The organism is Mesorhizobium sp. M7A.F.Ca.CA.003.01.2.1 (assembly GCF_003998945.1).
In the GTDB taxonomy this organism is placed as follows: Bacteria; Pseudomonadota; Alphaproteobacteria; order Rhizobiales; family Rhizobiaceae; genus Mesorhizobium; species Mesorhizobium ciceri.
On the sequence record NZ_RZRA01000021.1, the window covers coordinates 1 to 16,524 of the forward strand.

Annotated in this window: 17 protein-coding genes; 14 read left to right on the forward strand and 3 right to left on the reverse strand. The window is 62.9% G+C overall.

Features of this window, described 5'->3' with window-relative positions:
* From EN969_RS02260 to EN969_RS02270, 3 genes are all read left to right on the forward strand, one after another.
* A partial coding sequence (locus EN969_RS02260) for an ABC transporter substrate-binding protein (RefSeq protein WP_127418979.1) occupies positions 1-818 on the forward strand: 818 nt, incomplete at its 5' end.
* A gap of 33 nt (positions 819-851) precedes the next feature.
* Positions 852-1,556, forward strand: a complete 705-nt coding sequence (locus EN969_RS02265; protein ID WP_063168897.1) for a hypothetical protein — start codon at positions 852-854, stop codon at positions 1,554-1,556.
* A gap of 151 nt (positions 1,557-1,707) precedes the next feature.
* Entirely contained in the window at positions 1,708-2,460 is a 753-nt protein-coding gene (locus tag EN969_RS02270; protein WP_082826542.1) for a GGDEF domain-containing protein, read from the forward strand.
* Positions 2,461-2,507: 47 nt separating this feature from the next.
* Here EN969_RS02270 and EN969_RS02275 read toward each other — a convergent pair whose 3' ends face one another.
* Together EN969_RS02275 and EN969_RS02280 are read right to left on the reverse strand one after the other, a co-directional pair.
* Complete coding sequence (locus EN969_RS02275; protein WP_063168895.1) at positions 2,508-4,055, reverse strand: GMC family oxidoreductase N-terminal domain-containing protein; 1,548 nt, start codon at positions 4,053-4,055, stop codon at positions 2,508-2,510.
* A gap of 42 nt (positions 4,056-4,097) precedes the next feature.
* Positions 4,098-4,946 (reverse strand): FCD domain-containing protein, encoded by an 849-nt coding sequence (locus EN969_RS02280; RefSeq protein ID WP_245467407.1) that lies wholly within the window; start codon positions 4,944-4,946, stop codon positions 4,098-4,100.
* 32 nt (positions 4,947-4,978) lie between these two features.
* On the opposite strand from EN969_RS02280, the gene EN969_RS02285 reads away from it, so the two are divergent.
* The 9 genes from EN969_RS02285 (at position 4,979) to EN969_RS02325 (ending at position 14,077) form a co-directional block, all read left to right on the forward strand.
* A complete protein-coding gene (locus EN969_RS02285) occupies positions 4,979-6,607 on the forward strand; it encodes a choline dehydrogenase (protein ID WP_063168894.1) in 1,629 nt (542 codons plus the stop codon).
* Positions 6,608-6,897: 290 nt separating this feature from the next.
* The gene (locus EN969_RS02290; protein WP_024505127.1) at positions 6,898-8,049 is read left to right on the forward strand and encodes a cupin domain-containing protein; all 1,152 of its coding nucleotides are present in this window, start codon (positions 6,898-6,900) and stop codon (positions 8,047-8,049) included.
* A 55-nt stretch (positions 8,050-8,104) separates the two neighbouring features.
* Complete coding sequence (locus EN969_RS02295; protein ID WP_013529859.1) at positions 8,105-9,262, forward strand: hypothetical protein; 1,158 nt, start codon at positions 8,105-8,107, stop codon at positions 9,260-9,262.
* 6 nt (positions 9,263-9,268) lie between these two features.
* Positions 9,269-9,679, forward strand: a complete 411-nt coding sequence (locus tag EN969_RS02300; RefSeq protein WP_013529860.1) for a RidA family protein — start codon at positions 9,269-9,271, stop codon at positions 9,677-9,679.
* A 26-nt stretch (positions 9,680-9,705) separates the two neighbouring features.
* Positions 9,706-10,326, forward strand: coding sequence for a glutathione S-transferase family protein (locus EN969_RS02305; protein WP_127418980.1), 621 nt, complete (start codon positions 9,706-9,708; stop codon positions 10,324-10,326).
* Positions 10,326-11,255 (forward strand): 5-formyl-3-hydroxy-2-methylpyridine 4-carboxylate 5-dehydrogenase, encoded by a 930-nt coding sequence (fhmpcd1, locus tag EN969_RS02310; protein ID WP_024505124.1) that lies wholly within the window; start codon positions 10,326-10,328, stop codon positions 11,253-11,255. Before EN969_RS02305 ends, fhmpcd1 begins: the two co-directional genes overlap by 1 nt.
* Positions 11,256-11,385: 130 nt before the next feature.
* Positions 11,386-12,216, forward strand: coding sequence for an ABC transporter ATP-binding protein (locus tag EN969_RS02315; RefSeq protein ID WP_013529863.1), 831 nt, complete (start codon positions 11,386-11,388; stop codon positions 12,214-12,216).
* On the forward strand, positions 12,213-13,028 hold the full coding sequence (locus tag EN969_RS02320; RefSeq protein WP_013529864.1) for an ABC transporter permease: 816 nt from the start codon (positions 12,213-12,215) through the stop codon (positions 13,026-13,028). The genes EN969_RS02315 and EN969_RS02320 overlap by 4 nt, the downstream gene beginning before the upstream one ends.
* A 38-nt stretch (positions 13,029-13,066) precedes the next feature.
* Positions 13,067-14,077 carry an ABC transporter substrate-binding protein gene (locus EN969_RS02325; RefSeq protein WP_013529865.1) on the forward strand — a complete coding sequence of 337 codons (1,011 nt, stop codon included), beginning with the start codon at positions 13,067-13,069 and terminating at the stop codon, positions 14,075-14,077.
* A gap of 38 nt (positions 14,078-14,115) precedes the next feature.
* Here the strand turns inward: EN969_RS02325 and EN969_RS02330 are convergent, their stop codons facing one another.
* Entirely contained in the window at positions 14,116-14,541 is a 426-nt protein-coding gene (locus EN969_RS02330; RefSeq protein ID WP_063168893.1) for a hypothetical protein, read from the reverse strand.
* A 100-nt stretch (positions 14,542-14,641) separates the two neighbouring features.
* On the opposite strand from EN969_RS02330, the gene EN969_RS02335 reads away from it, so the two are divergent.
* Both EN969_RS02335 and EN969_RS02340 read left to right on the forward strand, forming a co-directional pair.
* Positions 14,642-15,670, forward strand: coding sequence for a BMP family protein (locus EN969_RS02335; protein ID WP_063168892.1), 1,029 nt, complete (start codon positions 14,642-14,644; stop codon positions 15,668-15,670).
* Between the two features lie 76 nt (positions 15,671-15,746).
* A partial coding sequence (locus EN969_RS02340; RefSeq protein WP_127418981.1) for an ATP-binding cassette domain-containing protein occupies positions 15,747-16,524 on the forward strand: 778 nt, incomplete at its 3' end.

Below are 16,524 nucleotides of genomic sequence, written 5' to 3' on the forward strand. Positions count from 1 at the left end.
CGGCGGGGTCTAAAGTCGTCATCGGCCCGACCGAGCTGCCGGCGGCCCAGCATATTGCCACGCTGTCGGGGTCGAAGCGGCCACCGGTCCTGGCGCTCGCCGACAATTTCGCCGGCGGCCCCGGGGTCTATGCCGTGCTCCTTGGCGAAGCGGACAGCGCCGCCGCGGGCGCCGCGGGACTGGCCGCGAAAGGCAGCAAGAAGTTCGTACTGCTTGTCGCGGATGGCCCAAACGCCGGCGCCATGGAGAAGCGGGTCGCAAACAGCCTCAGCATCTACGGCGCGGCGCTCGCGGTCACTCTCCGATATTCTGCCGGCGACGGCGCGAAGACGGTCGACGAAATGGGCTCACTCGTGGACGCCCCCGACGCCGTCATCGTCGCCAGCGGCAATGGCAGTCCGTCGCCTGTCCTTGCCGCCCTCAAATCGAAGGGCATTCCGGGAAAGACGATCTCCGTCGTCGGGACGAACCGTTGGCTGGAGCACCCCATGGATCCGCTCTTCGAGGGGGCGTTTATCGCCACGCTCGATCCAAGCGAAACCGGGCCGATCGCCGACCGCTTCAGGACGACATACAACTATCCGGCTGACGTCAATGTGGCCTACGCCTATGATATGGTTGCCCTGACGGCAGGGATTGCCAGCGCGGTCGGGCCCGATGGTTTCAGCAAAAAAACTCTCGAGAATCCAAACGGCTTTCGCGGGTCGACCGGCCTGTTCCGGTTTCGGGCCGACGGATCCAGCCAACGCTCGATGCCGTTCTATCGGATTGAAAAAGGTGCGCTCAAGCTGGTTGCCAAATCGACGTCGGGTTTCTGACCGGCGCAAATCCCTGGGATCCTGTTCAAGCTGATGGCCAGGCCGGGCCGCAGCCGCTTGGCGATCGCACTTGGAAGCCTCCTGCTCCTGGCCGGGATCCTGCTGATCATTCAGGGCGGGGCGTTGCTTTCGGTCGATCAGCCTGTCCGTGCCCGGTCGCCAGATGTTGACGACACGCAGCCTGTCCGGCCGTTTGCCCCGGTTGCCGGCGCACAACGCCTGGAGCCGGCGCGCAAGGTTGCTCAAGACCTGATCGCTCCACCACGGCTTGATCCCGCTGAGATCGAACGGGCCGAGCCCCGTCCGCCGCTCAGCGAGCTCGGTCTCGCCGTGCCCCCGAAAACGCCGATGCCCAGGGATTGGCGGGAGGTCTTGCTCTACCGCCCGGTTGTCACATCATCGGCGATGTTCGAAGCCATGGGCCGCAAGGTGTTCATCAGCGGAGTGCGAGGCATCGATCTCGACAGCTCCTGCTCGTTTCATGACGTCACCTGGCCTTGCGGCGTACGCGCCCGCGCCGTTTTCAATTCCTGGCTGAGGGGACGCGCGCTGCACTGTTTCGTACCGCCGGACGTCGAGCGTTTTGCCGTCGCCGCACCGTGCAGGCTGGGCAAGCAGGATGTTGGCGCCTGGCTTGTCTCCAACGGCTGGGCCACGGCGCTGCCGAGCGGCATCTACGGCAAGGCGGAGGCGACAGCCAGGGACGCGGAGATGGGCATGTTCGGCCCGGCACAATAGGCTGTCATTCAATCCCTGATGTTTTGTTTGTTAACCGCCACGGGCGCAGCCTTGATGGGGTCATCGCGCAATCGATTAAATTGCAATGTTCCTTGAAACTGAAATTGCAACACACCGGCCTTATACAAGCCCATCCACAGGAGATCGGCCAGTGACAAAGACTATGGCGAGCACCACCGACCAGGCATGGAAAGGCGTCGCTTTGCTGACCTTTCTGGGAACCGCTGCAATCCTGGGCGTTTCCGTCGGTCTCAATTATCTGCTTCTGTTCTCGGAGGCGCTGACGCCATTTGGGCGCAGCATGGTCACGGCAATCCTGTTGCCTGTCGTTCTTGGTGTTCCGCTTTTTCTGTTCGTTGGATTGAAACAGATCGAGCTTCGTCGCTATCGCCGGGAACTCGACAAGTCGGCAACCTTCGACACCACGACCGGCTGCCTGAACGGAGCGGTCTTCACGTCGATGGTCGAAAAAAGAACCGCAAGGCCGTCGGTGCCGGGGCCGAAATCCGGCGCCTTCCTGGTCATCCATTCGGAGCATCTGCGGTCCATCAACCTGCGCTTTGGTCTTGAATGGGGCGATCAAGCCTTGCGGCTCATAGCCTCAACCATACAATCGTCAGTGCGCGCGGAGGATCTGGTTGGACGCATGGGGACGTCGATGTTCGGGGTCTTCCTCGCCGGCGCGACCGAAGCAGAAGCCAGGGAAATCGGCGAGCGTATCAGGGCGCGCATCGCACAAGTCTATTTCGCGCCAAAAGGCACCGAGGATGCCTTGACGGTCAAGGTCGGCGGCGTGGTGTTCGAGAACCAGGTGGAGTTCGCGGACATGTTCCGGTCCGCCGAGCAGCGCATGGCCGGCGTCCAGGACGGAGCCGCGTTTGAGCTGACGCATCTCCATAGCTGATAGTCGCCGGGAACCGGAGCCAGGGGAATTGTCGGACGCGGACGCCCTCACGCTGCCGGCGGGGTAACCCGAGAAGACGCCGCCCAGGTTTCGGCGATGGCGACGATCGCCGCGTTGATCGGTCCGCTCGGGATCGCCGGCATCACCGAGGCGTCGACGACAAAGGCATTGTCGAAGCCGTTCAGCCGCAAGTCAGGATCGACGACGGCCTCGGTGTCAAGACCCATCCGGCAGGTGCCGGCCGGATGATGATGGGTGGAAGCAGCCCTGGCGATGAAAGCATCGAGTTCGGCATCGGACCGAACCGGTGCGCCTGGCAGGATCTCCGTATCGCGCCATTCGTCCAGGGCCTCATGATGGCCGACCATGCGCGCCCGCTTCAACGCCATCCTGAATGTCGCGCGATCGTGTTCGGTTTCGAGATAATGCGGATCGATGACCGGCGCATCGTTGCGGCCCGGCCCGCTCGGTGTGATGCGCCCGCGGCTTGTCGGATGGGTGACGCCGCAAAGGATGGTAAAGGCCGAGCCATAAAGCGGGGCATTCAGGCCCTCGGCCGCCGACGGAGCGACGACGCAGGCGAGCACGATATCGGGACTTCCCATGGAGCGGATCGGGTCGTCGCTGTGCAGATACATCAGCGATTCGGAGTGCTGCAGGCGGGAAGGCGGCACCGGCTTTTTGGTGCTGTAGACATTTCCAAGAGCCAGCAGATGATCCTGCAGGTTGCGGCCCACCTCGCTGCGATCGGCAAGGCAGCGTATGTCAGCCTGCTTCAGCGTATCCGGGCAACCAATGCCCGACCGCATGAGGATGAGCGGCGTGGACGCGGCGCCGGCGCAAAGGACAATCCGGTCGGCACAGAGCGTTCTGGTCTGGCCCTCGCAGACCACGCTCACGCCCGTGACCCTGTGGCCGTCCAGCACCAGATGCTCGACCTCGTGGCCGGCGAGCAAGGTTAGGTTCGGCCGCGCCATGACCCGCGGCGGCAGATAGGCGTCGGCGACGCTCAGGCGCTTGCCGTCGCGTATGTTGAGTGAATTGGGGCTGGTGCCGACCAGCTCGCCGCTGTTGTGGTCGCTCAGGGCGGGAGCCCCCATGGATCGCCCGGCGGCGATGTAGGCACGCACGACCGGACTGACCTCGGCGTCCGGCAGATAGACGTCCAGCGGGCCGCTCTTGCCGCGTGTTGGCCCGTCGAAAGCGGTGAAGGCTTCGCTGCGGATGAAGCCCGGCAACAACCCCCGATAGGACCAGCGCTCGCCGCCGGCTTGCACCCAGGGGTCGAAATCATCGGGATGGCCGCGCACATAGGCCATTGCATGCAGGCAGCTCGAGCCGCCGACGATTTTGCCGCGCGGCCATTCATGGACGCGGTTGGCGGTGAAGGGCTGGGGCACGGTCCGATAGCTCCAGTCGTAGGCGCGGCCCTGGAGCATCGTCCATTTCAGCGGGTCGGCGATGTCGGGATCGGCCGGCATCGTCCCGGCTTCGATGAGGCCGACCTGGCACGACCGGTCTTCACTGAGACGGCTGGCAACAACCGAGCCAGCGGATCCCGCGCCGATGACCAGCACGTCGAAATGACGTTTCAATTTGAAATTCCCCGCACAGGCTCGATGTCAGAGGTGATGCGATCACGCGGCAAAGGCGCCGGCATTCGACCGTTCCATGATCTGTCTCTGCACCGACAGAAGGTGCGCGCGCATTGCGGCCTCTGCCGCTTCGGGGTCGCGCTGCGAGATCGCTTCGGCGATCAGGCGATGCTCGCCGTCGCGGTGGGCGATCCGCTTGGGGCAGGTGGGTGCCGCGGTGCGCGCAACCTTCACCCGCGCATCGACACCGACCTGGCGCAGCATCTTGTAGAATTCCGCGGCGAGGTGGTTGCGGGCCGCGGCAACGATCGCGAGATGGAAAGCGAAGTCGACCTCACCCGACGGGGCGTTCTCCGGCGTGGTTGCCGCGTCGAGGATCCGCGCCGTCTCGAAAGAGGAGGCGCGCAGCGACGCCAGTCGGGCAAGGCCCGGCTCCATAATCAGGCGCAATTCCAGGACCTCGATCGGATTGGTTACCCTGACCAGTTCCTCGCCATATCTCGGAAGGGCGGTCGGCGCCCGCCTGGCGCGCGCCGGTTTGAGGTCGCCTGAAAGGCGCAGCACTTCAAGCGCCTTGCGAAGCTGATGGCGCTTGACGCTCAGATGTTCCGCAAGATCGCGCTCGGACGGAAGCTTGCCGCCGCCCTGCTGCAACTGGCGGACCGCGGCGATGATGTCGTCGAGATCAGATGGTCCGACCTGCGGCTCGAATGCGCTCAAAACCAAATCTCCTGTCCGATCGGCAGACCGCCGACTCAACGTCCCGACATCATATTGTGACACGAAAACCTGTTCGACGGCACTCAACCAATTCAACCAATCTACAACTGTACGCAATGGTTGACAACACCAGTTGCGCGATGGTTGACTGCCCATGTCGACGGTTGCCATCGCGGCAGACGTCTTTCTCCCGAGGATCACGCATGCCGGCTGGCGAAACCTTTGACTACGTCATTGTCGGTGCGGGATCGGCCGGCTGCGTGCTGGCGAACCGGCTGAGCGAAGACCCTGCCGTGTCGGTGCTTTTGTTGGAGGCGGGGGATTGGGACCGCGATCCGATGATCCACATCCCGCTCGGCTGGGGCAAGATACTGACGGAGCGCCGCCACGACTGGATGTATTTCTGCGAGCCCGAGGCCAATGTCGGCGGCCGCAAGGTCGAATGCGCGCGCGGCAAGGTCATCGGCGGCTCTTCCTCCACCAACGCCATGGCTTATGTGCGCGGCAATCGCGGCGACTACGATCGCTGGGCGGCAAGCGGCCTGACGGACTGGTCGTTCGACAAGGTGCTGCCCTACTTCAAGAAGCAGGAGCGCTGGGAAGCGGGCGAAAGCCGGTACCGTGGCGGCAGCGGGCCGCTGAACACCCAGTTCTGCCGCTACAAGGACGAACTGATCGATGCCTTCGCCACAGCCAGCCGTGATGCCGGATACCCGCAGACCGATGACTATAACGGCGCCATACAGGAAGGCTTCGGCCGGCTGCAGATGACAATTGCCAACGGCCGCCGCTGCTCGACCGCAACCGCCTATCTGCGGCCCGCCATGCGGCGCGGCAATGTCAAGGTGCTGACCGGCGCGATGGCGACGAAGATCCTGCTCAGGGATGGCCGCGCAGCCGGCATTGCCTACACCAGAGGCGGGGCGAGCCATGAAGTTCTGGCGCGGCGCGAAGTTCTGCTTGCCGGCGGCGTCATCAACACGCCGCAGCTGATGATGCTGTCAGGCATAGGCGACAGCGGCGAGCTGGCGGCGCATGGCATCGAGACGAAGGTCGATCGTGCGCAAGTCGGCAAGAATCTGCAGGACCACGTTTCGGTTATCGTGATGTATCGGCGCAAACAGCCTGGACCGTTTCTCAAGATGATGCGGGCCGATCGTATCGGGCTGGATTTCGTCAGGACTTATCTCACCGGAAAGGGCTTTTCGGGAGATGTGCCTGGCGGCGTCGTGGCATTCCTGAAAAGCGACACAAGCCGGCCGTTGCCGGACGTACAGCTGCTTTTCACCGCCGCGCCGCTTGGGGCATGGCCTTACATGTCGCCGTTCAAGGCGCCGTTCGCCGACGGCTTTGCGACCCGTATCGTTGCGGTGCAGCCGGAGAGCCGCGGCAGCGTCAAGCTGGCGTCGAGCGATCCGGTTGCCGCGCCCCTGATCCATCAGAATTTCCTGTCCTCGCAGCGCGACTGGCAGTCGCTTCGCGCCGGCTTTCGTGTTGCACGCAACCTTGCCAGCCAGCCGTCCATGGCTCCGTTCGTCGGCGCGGAGTTCTTCCCCGGCCCGAAATGCGAGAGCGACGAAGAGATCGACGAGCACATCCGCAAGACCTCGATCACCGTGCATCATCCGGCCGGCACGTGCCGCATGGGCGTCGATGCGGCATCGGTGGTCGATCCGGAATTGCGGGTGCGCGGCATTGCCGGGCTTCGTGTCGTGGACGCCTCGGTCATGCCCGACCTCGTTTGCGGCAACATCAATGCGGCGGTCATCATGATCGCCGAAAAGGCCGCGGATCTGATCCGCAGCCGCGCTCAACAGAGCGTGGCTGCCTGATAAGGCGGCCGGAATACAACCAAAGTCTTTTGGTTGAGACTGAAAAACTGCGTTGGTTGGACTGTCATGCGCGCCAGCATGGCCGTGACGAAGCGGTTTCACGCCCTGATTGTGAGCTGAATTCCGTGCATTTCTAGGCTGTTTCTGCCTATTTCTGGGCATTTGCCACTCAAAAATGCACCTCAACCAAAAACTTATAAGATTCGCAATTTGGGTATTGTCGAGCAAAACCAATGCGAATACGGTTGAGTTGGTTAGAAGTATTTTCTTCGTGACGAGAGGTGTCCGATATGTCCCTGGCGCAACCAGCTAACGATGTGCTCACCAACAAGAAGGCGGCACTCAAGGGCCTCTACGACGCCCTCTACGCAAAGAACATGTTTCCGTTCTGGGCGACGTCGGAAGGCGTCGACCATGACGAGATCAAGCAGTTGATGGCGACGTCGAAAGCCGTTCCCTTCGTGTGGTCCTATTCGGACATCGAGCCCCTGCTCCAGCGCGCCGCCGAACTGGTGACCATGGACGACAGCGAGCGCCGTTCGCTGATCCTCGTCAATCCCGGTCTTGCACCCAAGCGTGCATCGGTCAGCACCATGTACACCGCCTACCGCTTGAACGATCCCGACGAGATCATGCCGCCGCACAAGCACTCGCCGAGCGCCATCCGCTTCGGCCTGACGGGCAAGGGCAATTTCACCGGCGTCGAGGGCGAAGACGTGGTCTTCGGCCCGGGCGACATGGTGCTGACGCCCAACGACGCCTGGCACAATCATGGCACCGTTGGCGGCGAGCAGGCGGTCAACCTGTCGGTGCTCGACCTGCCGCTGGTCGAAACGCTGCATGCCGTCCATTTCGATCACAAATACACGGAGATGGTCGACGGCAAGGAAGTCGAGAAGAAGGTGCAGACCGCCCGCTACCCCAGCGACTACTCACAGCGCATCTATGGCGAAGGCGGCCTGATGCCGCGTTTCGTCGACCACAAGCGCGGCGGCGGCCTGTCGTCGCCGATGTATGTCTATCGCTGGGAGAAGATGGAAGCGGTTCTCGACGCCCACAAGGATTGGGATGGCGACCCCCATGAAGGCATCGTCATCGACTATGTCGATCCGACGACCGGCGGACCCGTCTTCCACACCATCAATTTCTACGTGCAGATGCTGCGCCCCGGCGAGAAGACCTTGCCGCAGCGCGAGACCGCCAGCCTGCTCTTGGCGCCGTTCCGCGGCAACGGCCATTCGATCATCGACGGCAAACGCTATGACTGGAACCAGTTCGACACCATCGCCATACCCGGCGGTTCCTGGGTCGAGCATGTCAACGGCTCGTCGAGCGAGCCGGTGATCTTCTTCGGCGCCACCGATGCGCCGACGCAGAAGGCGCTGCTCCTCTACAAGCGCTGGGGCCGCAACCAGGCCGGCGATCTGCTCCGTCTCGTCTAGTTCCGGTCCTCCGGCAGGCAATGTCCACGCCGCCATTGGCGGCGTGGACATCGAAATGGAATTTCAGCAGCAAGGGCGTATGCATTTGGTTTCGGCGTTCAACACAAAGCAGATCGGCCATGTCGACTGCCCAGGCGGCGGTCAGGTCTGGGTCGACGGCAACATCCTTTATATCGGCCACATGCGGCCGCCGAGCGGCACGACGCTGGTCGACATTTCCGACCCGCGCAATCCGCGCAAAATTACGACGATCGATGTCCCGCCCGGTTGGCACTCGCACAAGGTGCGCGCCAAGGACGGACTGATGATCATCAACCACGAGCGCTTTGGCGACGCCGGCCCGGCTGATTTCGGCGGCGGACTGGCGCTCTACGACACCACCAAGCCGGCACAGCCGAAGCTCATCTCGAAATGGATAACCGGCGGCAAGGGCGTCCACCGCTACGACTTCGACGGCCGTTACGCCTACATATCGCCGACCGCCGACGGTTATGTCGGCAACATCGTGATGATCCTCGACCTGATCGATCCCGCGAAGCCGGTCGAGGTCGGACGCTGGTGGATACCGGGCCAGTGGACCGGGGGCGGCGAAGAGTATCCTTGGCACGACTATGTCACGCCGCGCTGTCACCATCCGCTGCGAATGGGCGACAGGCTCTATGTCAGCTACTGGCATCATGGCTTGTTCATCCTCGACATTTCGGACATCACCAAGCCGAAGCTGGTCTCGCACGTCAATTCGAGCCCGAGCTTTCCGCATCCCACGCACACCTGCCTGCCGATTCCACAGCCGCTCAAAGGCCGCAACATCATGGTGGTGGCGGACGAGGATGTCGCCAAGCTTCGGCCATCGCCGCCGGCCTTCACCTGGATTTACGACATCACTGATGAGACCAACCCGTTGCCGATCTCGACCTTCCAGGTGCCAGGCCTCGACACGGACGGTTCACCGCAGCCTCAGATGACCGGCTGCCATCAGCCTTCCGAGCGGTTCAATGGAACCGTCATTCCGTTTGCGTGGTTCGCGCAGGGGCTGCGCCTCGTCGACATCGCCGATCCGTTCGCGCCAAAGGAAGTCGGTCATTTCATGCCCGACGCGCCGGAGGGCGCGGAGCGTTCCTCGTCCAACGACGTGACCATCGACGACCGCGGCATCGTCTACCTGATCGATCGCATCCGCGGCGTCGACATCATCGAAACCAGCGTTCTCTAGGGGGATATGTTGAGCGACAGCACGCGAAAATCCGCCAGCCACTACGCCATCGGCAACAAGAACCCGAACCTGCCGTTTCATCCGGCGGTGCGTGCCGGCGATTTCATCTTCGTCTCGGGCCAGGTGCCGAAAGACGAGAATAACAACATGATCAGCGGCACGATCGAAGAAGAGACGCTGGCGACGCTGAAGACCATCGCGCGCGTCATCGCGCATGAAGGCGCGACGCTGTCGGATGTCGTGCGGATCACCACCTATCTCGAGGATACGCGCGATTTCGGCCGCTACAACAAGGCGTTCCTCGAAGGGATCGGCGACGCCGTTCTGGCGCGCACGACCGTCGAGGCAAAAGCGGTCATCAACACCAAGATCGAAATGGACGCCATCGTCTACAAGCCGCTGCCGGCGAGCAAGTAGGCCCTGGACACTAGCGAGGAGAAGACATGTACAAGCTGTTAGGCCGCCAGACATCAGGCAACGTCCAGAAGGTGCTCTTCATGCTCGAAGAGTTGGGAGCGTCCTACAAGCGCGAGGATTATGGCCGCCAGTTCGAGAACACGCAGACGGCGGAATACAAGGCGCTCAACCCGACCTCCAAGGTGCCGACGCTGGTCGACGGCGACACCGTGATCTGGGAGTCCAACACCATCCTGCGCTATCTCGCGGCATTCGGCGGCGAACAGTTGAATGGCGCCACGCCGGCGGAAAAGACCGAGGTCGAGCGCTGGATGGACTTCCTGCTGGCGGCAGTCAATCCGGGCTACCTGGCGGCCTTCAAGGGCGCCAAGCTCACGCCCGAGGAACAGACCGCCGAATACAAGGAACAAGTGAAGGACCTTGTCGCGCAGCTCAAGATCGTCGACGGCCACCTGGCCGGCAAGGACTTCCTGGCGCTCGGCAAGCTGACCCTTGCCGACATTGCCTGCGCGCCGATCCTGAAGCGCTGCGTCGACTTCAAGATCGACCGGCCGTCAATGCCCAATCTGGAGCGCTGGGTGGCCGCGATCGCCGCTCGGCCGGCCTTCAAGGCGGCAACCCCTGCTGCTCCCGCAAAGGCCGCATGATGATCAAGCGCGCCGCTCTCATCGGACTGGGAACGATGGGTCCAGGCATCGCCGCGCGGCTTTCGCGCGGCGGGCTCGATGTGACGGCGTATGACGTTTCGCCAGGGGCAATCGAGCGCGCCCGCGGCATGCTCGATCTTGCCGGCGGCGTGCTCGACCGTCTCGACATCGAGGCGCCCGGGACTGGTGCCGGCAAAGTGCGTTTCGTCGAGACGATCGCCGAGGCCGTCGATGGCGCCGAACTGGTGATCGAGAACGTGCCCGAGAATATCGACATCAAGGCGCAGACCTATCGTGACATCGATCCGCTGATCGGCCCGTCCGTCATCGTCGCGTCCGACACGTCGGGCATTCCGATCACCAAGCTGCAGGCGCATATCTCGCATCCCGAGCGGATGGTCGGCATGCACTGGTCGAACCCGCCGCACATCATCCCGATGATCGAGGTGATCGGCGGCGAGAAGACCGCGCCTGAAACCGTGGCTGTTATCCGCGATCTCATCCGCTCGATCGGCCTGCTGCCGGTGGTGGTGAAGAAGGACGTTCCAGGCTTCGTCGAGAACCGCGTGCTCTATGCGCTGCTGCGCGAGGCGGTCGATCTTGTCGAGCGCGGCGTCATCGAGCCGGAAGACCTGGACACCTGCGTGTCGTGGGGCATCGGCTACAAGATCGCCGTCATCGGCCCGATGGCGCTGCTCGATATGGCGGGGCTGGATATCTACAAATCCGTCTCGTCCTTCCTGAATGCCGATCTCTCCAACCGCGACGATGTGGCGCCGATGGTTCTGGAGAAGACGGCTGCGTCGAAATTCGGCATCAAGTCGGGCGAGGGCATGTTTGCCTACACGCCCGAGCAGACAAAGGCGCTGCAAGGTGAACGGGCGCGCAAGCTCGTCGCGGTGCGGCGCATCCTGGAAGGCCGGGAGTAGCCAATGTCACATGGTGCGCACAGGGCCAGCCGGTTTGAGGAGTTCCACCGGTCGGCTGTTTGTGTGAAGGGCGCCTTCGCCATCAAGATGGTGCGGGTGCGGCAGAAAACAGCGCGCGGGGCGACAAGCCATGCGCATTGAAACCATCCGAGCCGCCGGCGACAGGCCGGCCCATATCCGCCATGACGATCTAATCTCCGCCAAGGGCGTTTCGGTGGTCATGGCCCGTCAGCTGATCCTCAGGAACATCGATCTTTCGGTGCCAAAGGGATCATTCGTTTCCCTTATCGGTCCTTCCGGATGTGGCAAGAGCACCTTGCTCAAGGTGCTGGCCGGGCTGGTGCAGCCTACCCAGGGCAGCGTTTCGATCGCCGGGCTCGCGCCGGTCGAGGCGGCGCGCAAGCGGATGATCGGCCTCGTCTTCCAGGACGCCAACCTGCTCCCCTGGAAAAACGCCGTCGACAATGCCTCGATGCTGCTCGGCATCGCCGACAAGTCGCTCTCGCGCTCGGATCTGCGGGCGCGCGGGCAGGAGATGCTGGAACTGGTGGGGCTGGGCGACAGCGCCCACAAGCGGCCAAACGAGCTGTCGGGCGGCATGCGGCAGCGGGTCGCCATTGCACGGGCCCTGGCGCTCGATCCGGCGGTCCTGCTGATGGACGAACCGTTCGGCGCGCTCGATGCCATCACCCGCGATTCGATGGGCCAGTCGCTGCTGGAGATCTGGCAGCGGACCGGCAAGACGATCGTGCTCGTCACCCATTCCATCGACGAGGCCATCCATCTGTCGCGCCATGTTCATGTGCTGGGGATCAAGCCGGGACGGATCACCGAGAGCCTCGACATTGCGCTGCCTTACCCGCGCGACCTGTCGGTCACCGAAGATCCGGAGTTCGTCAGGCTGGTGGTCCAGTTGCGAACGATGCTGCGCTCCAGCCATCAACCGGGAGGCGCGTCTTGAGCGACCAACCCATAATCGACCTTTCCGAGCCGCGCCTCGCCTCCAGCTGGAGTGCGGCGACCGGCAGCTGGCTGCCGGCTGTCATCCTCCTGCTGGTGACGATCGTGCTGTGGGAAGCCGCGGTGCGGATCTTTGCCATATCCGCCTTCATCATTCCCGCCCCGTCCGAAATCGCGAAGTCGCTGGTGGCGCAATGGGGCACGCTGATGCAGGCGACGCTGGTGACGGCGGGCGAGATCCTGTTCGGCTTCCTGGTCTCGGTCGTGGTCGGCATTGCCATTGCGCTGGTCATCGTGCGCTTCGATTGGTTGGGACGCGCGCTGTATCCACTGGTGGTGCTGTTCCAGAACGTGCCGAAAGTCGCCCTCGCGCCGATCTTCATCCTCTGGTTCGGCTATGGGCTGGCGCCCAAGATCGGCCTGATCCTGGTCATCGCCTTCTTTCCGGTGACGCTCTCCATGCTGGCGGGCATGCAATCGGTCGACCGCTCGCTGCTGTCGCTGATGAATTCCGTCGGGGCCAGCCCGACGCAGATCCTGTTCAGGATCCGCGTTCCGCACTCGCTGCCGAACCTGATGGCCGGAACCAAGATCGCCGCCACGTTGAGCGTGATCGGCGCCATCGTCGGTGAGTTCGCCGGGGCGTCGGACGGTCTCGGCTACGTCATCCAGTTCGCGTCGACCCAGCTCGACACGGCGCTGGTCTTCGCAGCGCTGCTGCTCGTTTCCGTGCTTGGCATCGCCTTCTACTACGCCGCCGAAATCCTAGAACGCATCGTGGTGCCGTGGGCGCCGAAATTCAGCCAATCCTAGGCCCGCTCGATCAACCAAATTCATAAAAGGGAACAAAAATGCTGAGACGCTCACTTATCAAGGCCGCTACCTTCGCGGCGTTTGTCACGGCACTCGGCTTCTCCAGCGCGGCTCTGGCGGCGGACAAGGTCAACGTCCAGCTCGACTGGGTCGTGCGCGGCAATCACGCCATGTTCTTCGTCGGCAAGGAAAAGGGCTTCTTCGCCAAGAACGACATCGATGTGGCCGAGATCCGCAAGGGATCCGGCTCGCCGGACGCGATGCGGCTGGTGGGCAATGAGAACGCGGATTTCGGGTTCGGCGATCTTCCCACGCTTGCCGTCGCACGGTCGCAGAATGTCCCGGTCGTGGCGCTGGCAGCCGTCAATCAGCACTCGCCGCTGGGGATCATTTCGCTGGCCAAGACGCTGAAGCTCACCAAGCCGTCCGACCTCAAGGGACTGACCATCGGCATTCATCCGGCCGGTTCCACCTACATCTTCTTCAAAGGCTTCCTGGCCGCCAATGGCCTGACCGAAAAGGACATGACGCTGAACAGCGTCTCGCCTCCCTATGAAAGCTATTTGCTGCTTGGCCGGGTTCAGACGGTCGTCGGCTATATCGATGCGGAGGTTCCCGAACTGGAAGCGAAGGCCGGGGGCCCGGGCTCGCTCAGCATCATGATGGGGGCGGACTATGGGTGGAAAGCCTATGGCTCCGGCCTGTTCACCTCGCAGGCGATGATCAAGGACAAGCCGGACGTCGTGCGCCGCTTCGTCAAGGCATATAGGGAGGCCTTCGACTATGTCGTGGCTCATCCGGAAGAGGCCGCCGAGATCACCGCCAAGGCAGCGCCCGGCTATGCGGACAAGAAGGACGTACTGCTGGCGCAGATCAATGCCGACATCGCCTCGACGTTCACCAGCCCGGACACCAAGGAACACGGTCTCGGCTGGATGACGAAGACGCAGTGGGAGGAGACCCTAAAGACGCTGACGGACCAGGGCGTGCTCAAGGCGGCTCTGTCGGCGGACGACGTCTTCACCGACGCGTTCCTGGCAAAGGAATAAGAGGCTCGCGATGTTCGAACGGACGCGGGAATGAGCGCCTACCGGCAGGCCAGGCTGTCCTGCGCCATGGCGCAGGACACATCGCGCTCGCCTTTCGCCGCATCGGTGCGGTCGAGCGTGATCTGCACGCGGGTGGCATATGCTCGGCTCGCCAGACCGCACCACAGCCGCTCGACGGGCAGGTTCTCGCGCTTGTCGTTGAGGATCGTGAACGTGCCGGTCTTCGCATCGAACCAGAGCTCGACGCGGGTCTTCTTGCCCGGCTCGATCGTTGCGATCCCGGCCGAATACCAGTGGGCGAAGTCGGCGTTGCAGGAGAGGCCTTCGCTGCCCGCATTCGAAATCGTCAACGGAACCATGTCGAGCCCGTCAGTGCCGGTGCGGACGACGACATGGTGCAACTCAACCGCGTTGGCGAAGGACGATAACGCCAGCATCACCGGAAGGGCATAACGGATCTTCACTTTGCCTGAGCTCCACAATGTAATTTTTCCTAGGCAGTCTATCTCGCTTTCGCGCAATAACAATAAGAATATTGATTGGTGAAACAACAGAGAGGGTAACATGTTAAAGCTTCTTAAGAGCAGTGTAAGTGCAGTTATATTAGTCGGTGTCTTGATTAGCGGCGCGCTTGCCGGCGAGGTCAAGTCGATCGCCATCCTGACGCCCGAAGAAGGCACGGACTACGGCTGGAACCAGCAAGGCATCGATGCCGCCAAGGCGGCTGGCAAGGCCGCCGGCGTCGAAGTGGTCGTGGCCCAGGGCCTCGGCTATGGCGATGTTCGCCCGACCTTGCGGGAACTTGCCTCCGACGGCGCCAGCCTGCTGATCGCGCATGCCAGCGGCTACAACACCTCGGCGCCTGAAATCGCCAAGGAATTGAAAGTTCCGGTGGCAATCGTCGACACGCCAGCCGGCCTGGAGAAGGGCCTTGTCGCCGACTATACGCTGAGCGGCCACGAGGGCGCCTATCTCGCCGGCCGTCTCGCCGCCAAGGTGTCGCGTTCCAAGTCGGTCGGCATCGTGGTGTCGGGCGAACCGCCATCGTGGAATTCGCAGTCGGCGGCGTTCGCGCAAGGCGTGAAGGCGGAGAACCCGGACGTCAAGATCACCTACGCGGTGATCGGCCCGGCCGCCTACAGCGATGCGGCCGGCGGCAAGCGCGTCACCGAAAGCGTGATCGCATCGGGCGCCGACATCATCTTCGGCCAAGGCAACGGTTCGAGCTTCGGCATGCTGCAGGCGGTCGAGACGACCAAGGCAGCCGATGGCGGCAAGGTCTATTTCATCGACGTCATCGGCGACAAGTCACCGATCGACAAGGGCTTCCTGCTGTCGTCGGTGGTGTGGAATATCGAGCCGGTCTATGCGGCGATGATTGCCGACCTGAAGGCGGACACGTTCGGCACCAAACACTATACGATCGGCCTCAAGGACGACTCGGTCAAGTTGCTGAAGACCGCTGCGATCCCGGACAATGTCTGGACGGAAATCCAGGCGCTGCGCGAGGACGTCATTTCCGGCAAGATCAAGGTCGAGCCGGTCTATGACGCGGCCGCCGTAAGGGCACTGATGACCAGCGTCGCCCAGTAAGGCGATCATGGTCGGCTGCCGGAGGGGTGATCCGTTCACCCCTCCGGACGATTCCTGTTTTTTGGTGCTGGGCTTCATGAGCGGTTTTTCTTCATCGTCCGTTGCCGGGCGCGACATCGTCGCGCTTGAAGGCGTGACCAAACGGTTCCCCGGCATCGTTGCCAATGACAGCGTCGACCTGTCGATCCGCCCGGGCGAAGTGCATGTGCTGCTGGGCGAGAACGGCGCTGGAAAATCGACATTGATCGGCATGTTGTCCGGCCTGCAGCAGCCTGACGAAGGACGCATACTGGTCGACGGCAAACCGACGCCGATCACCTCGCCACGCCATGCGCTGGCACTCGGCATAGGCACCGTATTCCAGCACATGATGCTGGTGCCGACGCTGACGGTGGCGGAGAACCTCCTGCTTGGCGGGCCGTGGTGGCAGCGCCCCAGGACCGAGGAACTGGCGGCGCGCGTCGCCGAGATCACCGGCACGCTCGGCATCACCGTCAAGCTTCAAGCCAAGGTATCGGAGTTGTCGCTCGGCGAGCAGCAGCAGGTCGAGATCCTGCGCGCGATGCTGCGCAACAGCCGGCTGCTCATCCTTGACGAGTCCACCTCCATGCTGACGCCGAAAGGTATCGACGAACTGGGCGCGCTGATGCGCCGCCTTGTCGAGCAGGGCCTTGCGATCGTCTTCATCACCCACAAGCTCAAGGAGGCGGCTGCCTTCGGCGACCGCATCTCGGTGCTGAAGCTTGGCCGCAAGGTCGGCGAGATTCCACCCGAGCGGTTTCGCACGCTGGGCGAACAGGAGATCGTCTCGGAGATCGTGGAATTGATGTTCGGCAAGCAGAAGGATGACTGTC

Excerpts from the sequence above, each read along its gene's own strand:
- EN969_RS02265 (WP_063168897.1), top strand. The coding sequence starts at position 852 with ATGGCCAGGCCGGGCCGCAGCCGCTTGGCGATCGCACTTGGAAGCCTC.
- EN969_RS02280 (WP_245467407.1), bottom strand. The coding sequence starts at position 4,946 with ATGGCAACCGTCGACATGGGCAGTCAACCATCGCGCAACTGGTGTTGT.
- EN969_RS02285 (WP_063168894.1), top strand. The coding sequence starts at position 4,979 with ATGCCGGCTGGCGAAACCTTTGACTACGTCATTGTCGGTGCGGGATCG.
- EN969_RS02290 (WP_024505127.1), top strand. The coding sequence starts at position 6,898 with ATGTCCCTGGCGCAACCAGCTAACGATGTGCTCACCAACAAGAAGGCG.
- EN969_RS02295 (WP_013529859.1), top strand. The coding sequence starts at position 8,105 with ATGGAATTTCAGCAGCAAGGGCGTATGCATTTGGTTTCGGCGTTCAAC.
- EN969_RS02300 (WP_013529860.1), top strand. The coding sequence starts at position 9,269 with ATGTTGAGCGACAGCACGCGAAAATCCGCCAGCCACTACGCCATCGGC.
- EN969_RS02305 (WP_127418980.1), top strand. The coding sequence starts at position 9,706 with ATGTACAAGCTGTTAGGCCGCCAGACATCAGGCAACGTCCAGAAGGTG.
- fhmpcd1 (WP_024505124.1), top strand. The coding sequence starts at position 10,326 with ATGATCAAGCGCGCCGCTCTCATCGGACTGGGAACGATGGGTCCAGGC.
- EN969_RS02315 (WP_013529863.1), top strand. The coding sequence starts at position 11,386 with ATGCGCATTGAAACCATCCGAGCCGCCGGCGACAGGCCGGCCCATATC.
- EN969_RS02325 (WP_013529865.1), top strand. The coding sequence starts at position 13,067 with ATGCTGAGACGCTCACTTATCAAGGCCGCTACCTTCGCGGCGTTTGTC.
- EN969_RS02335 (WP_063168892.1), top strand. The coding sequence starts at position 14,642 with ATGTTAAAGCTTCTTAAGAGCAGTGTAAGTGCAGTTATATTAGTCGGT.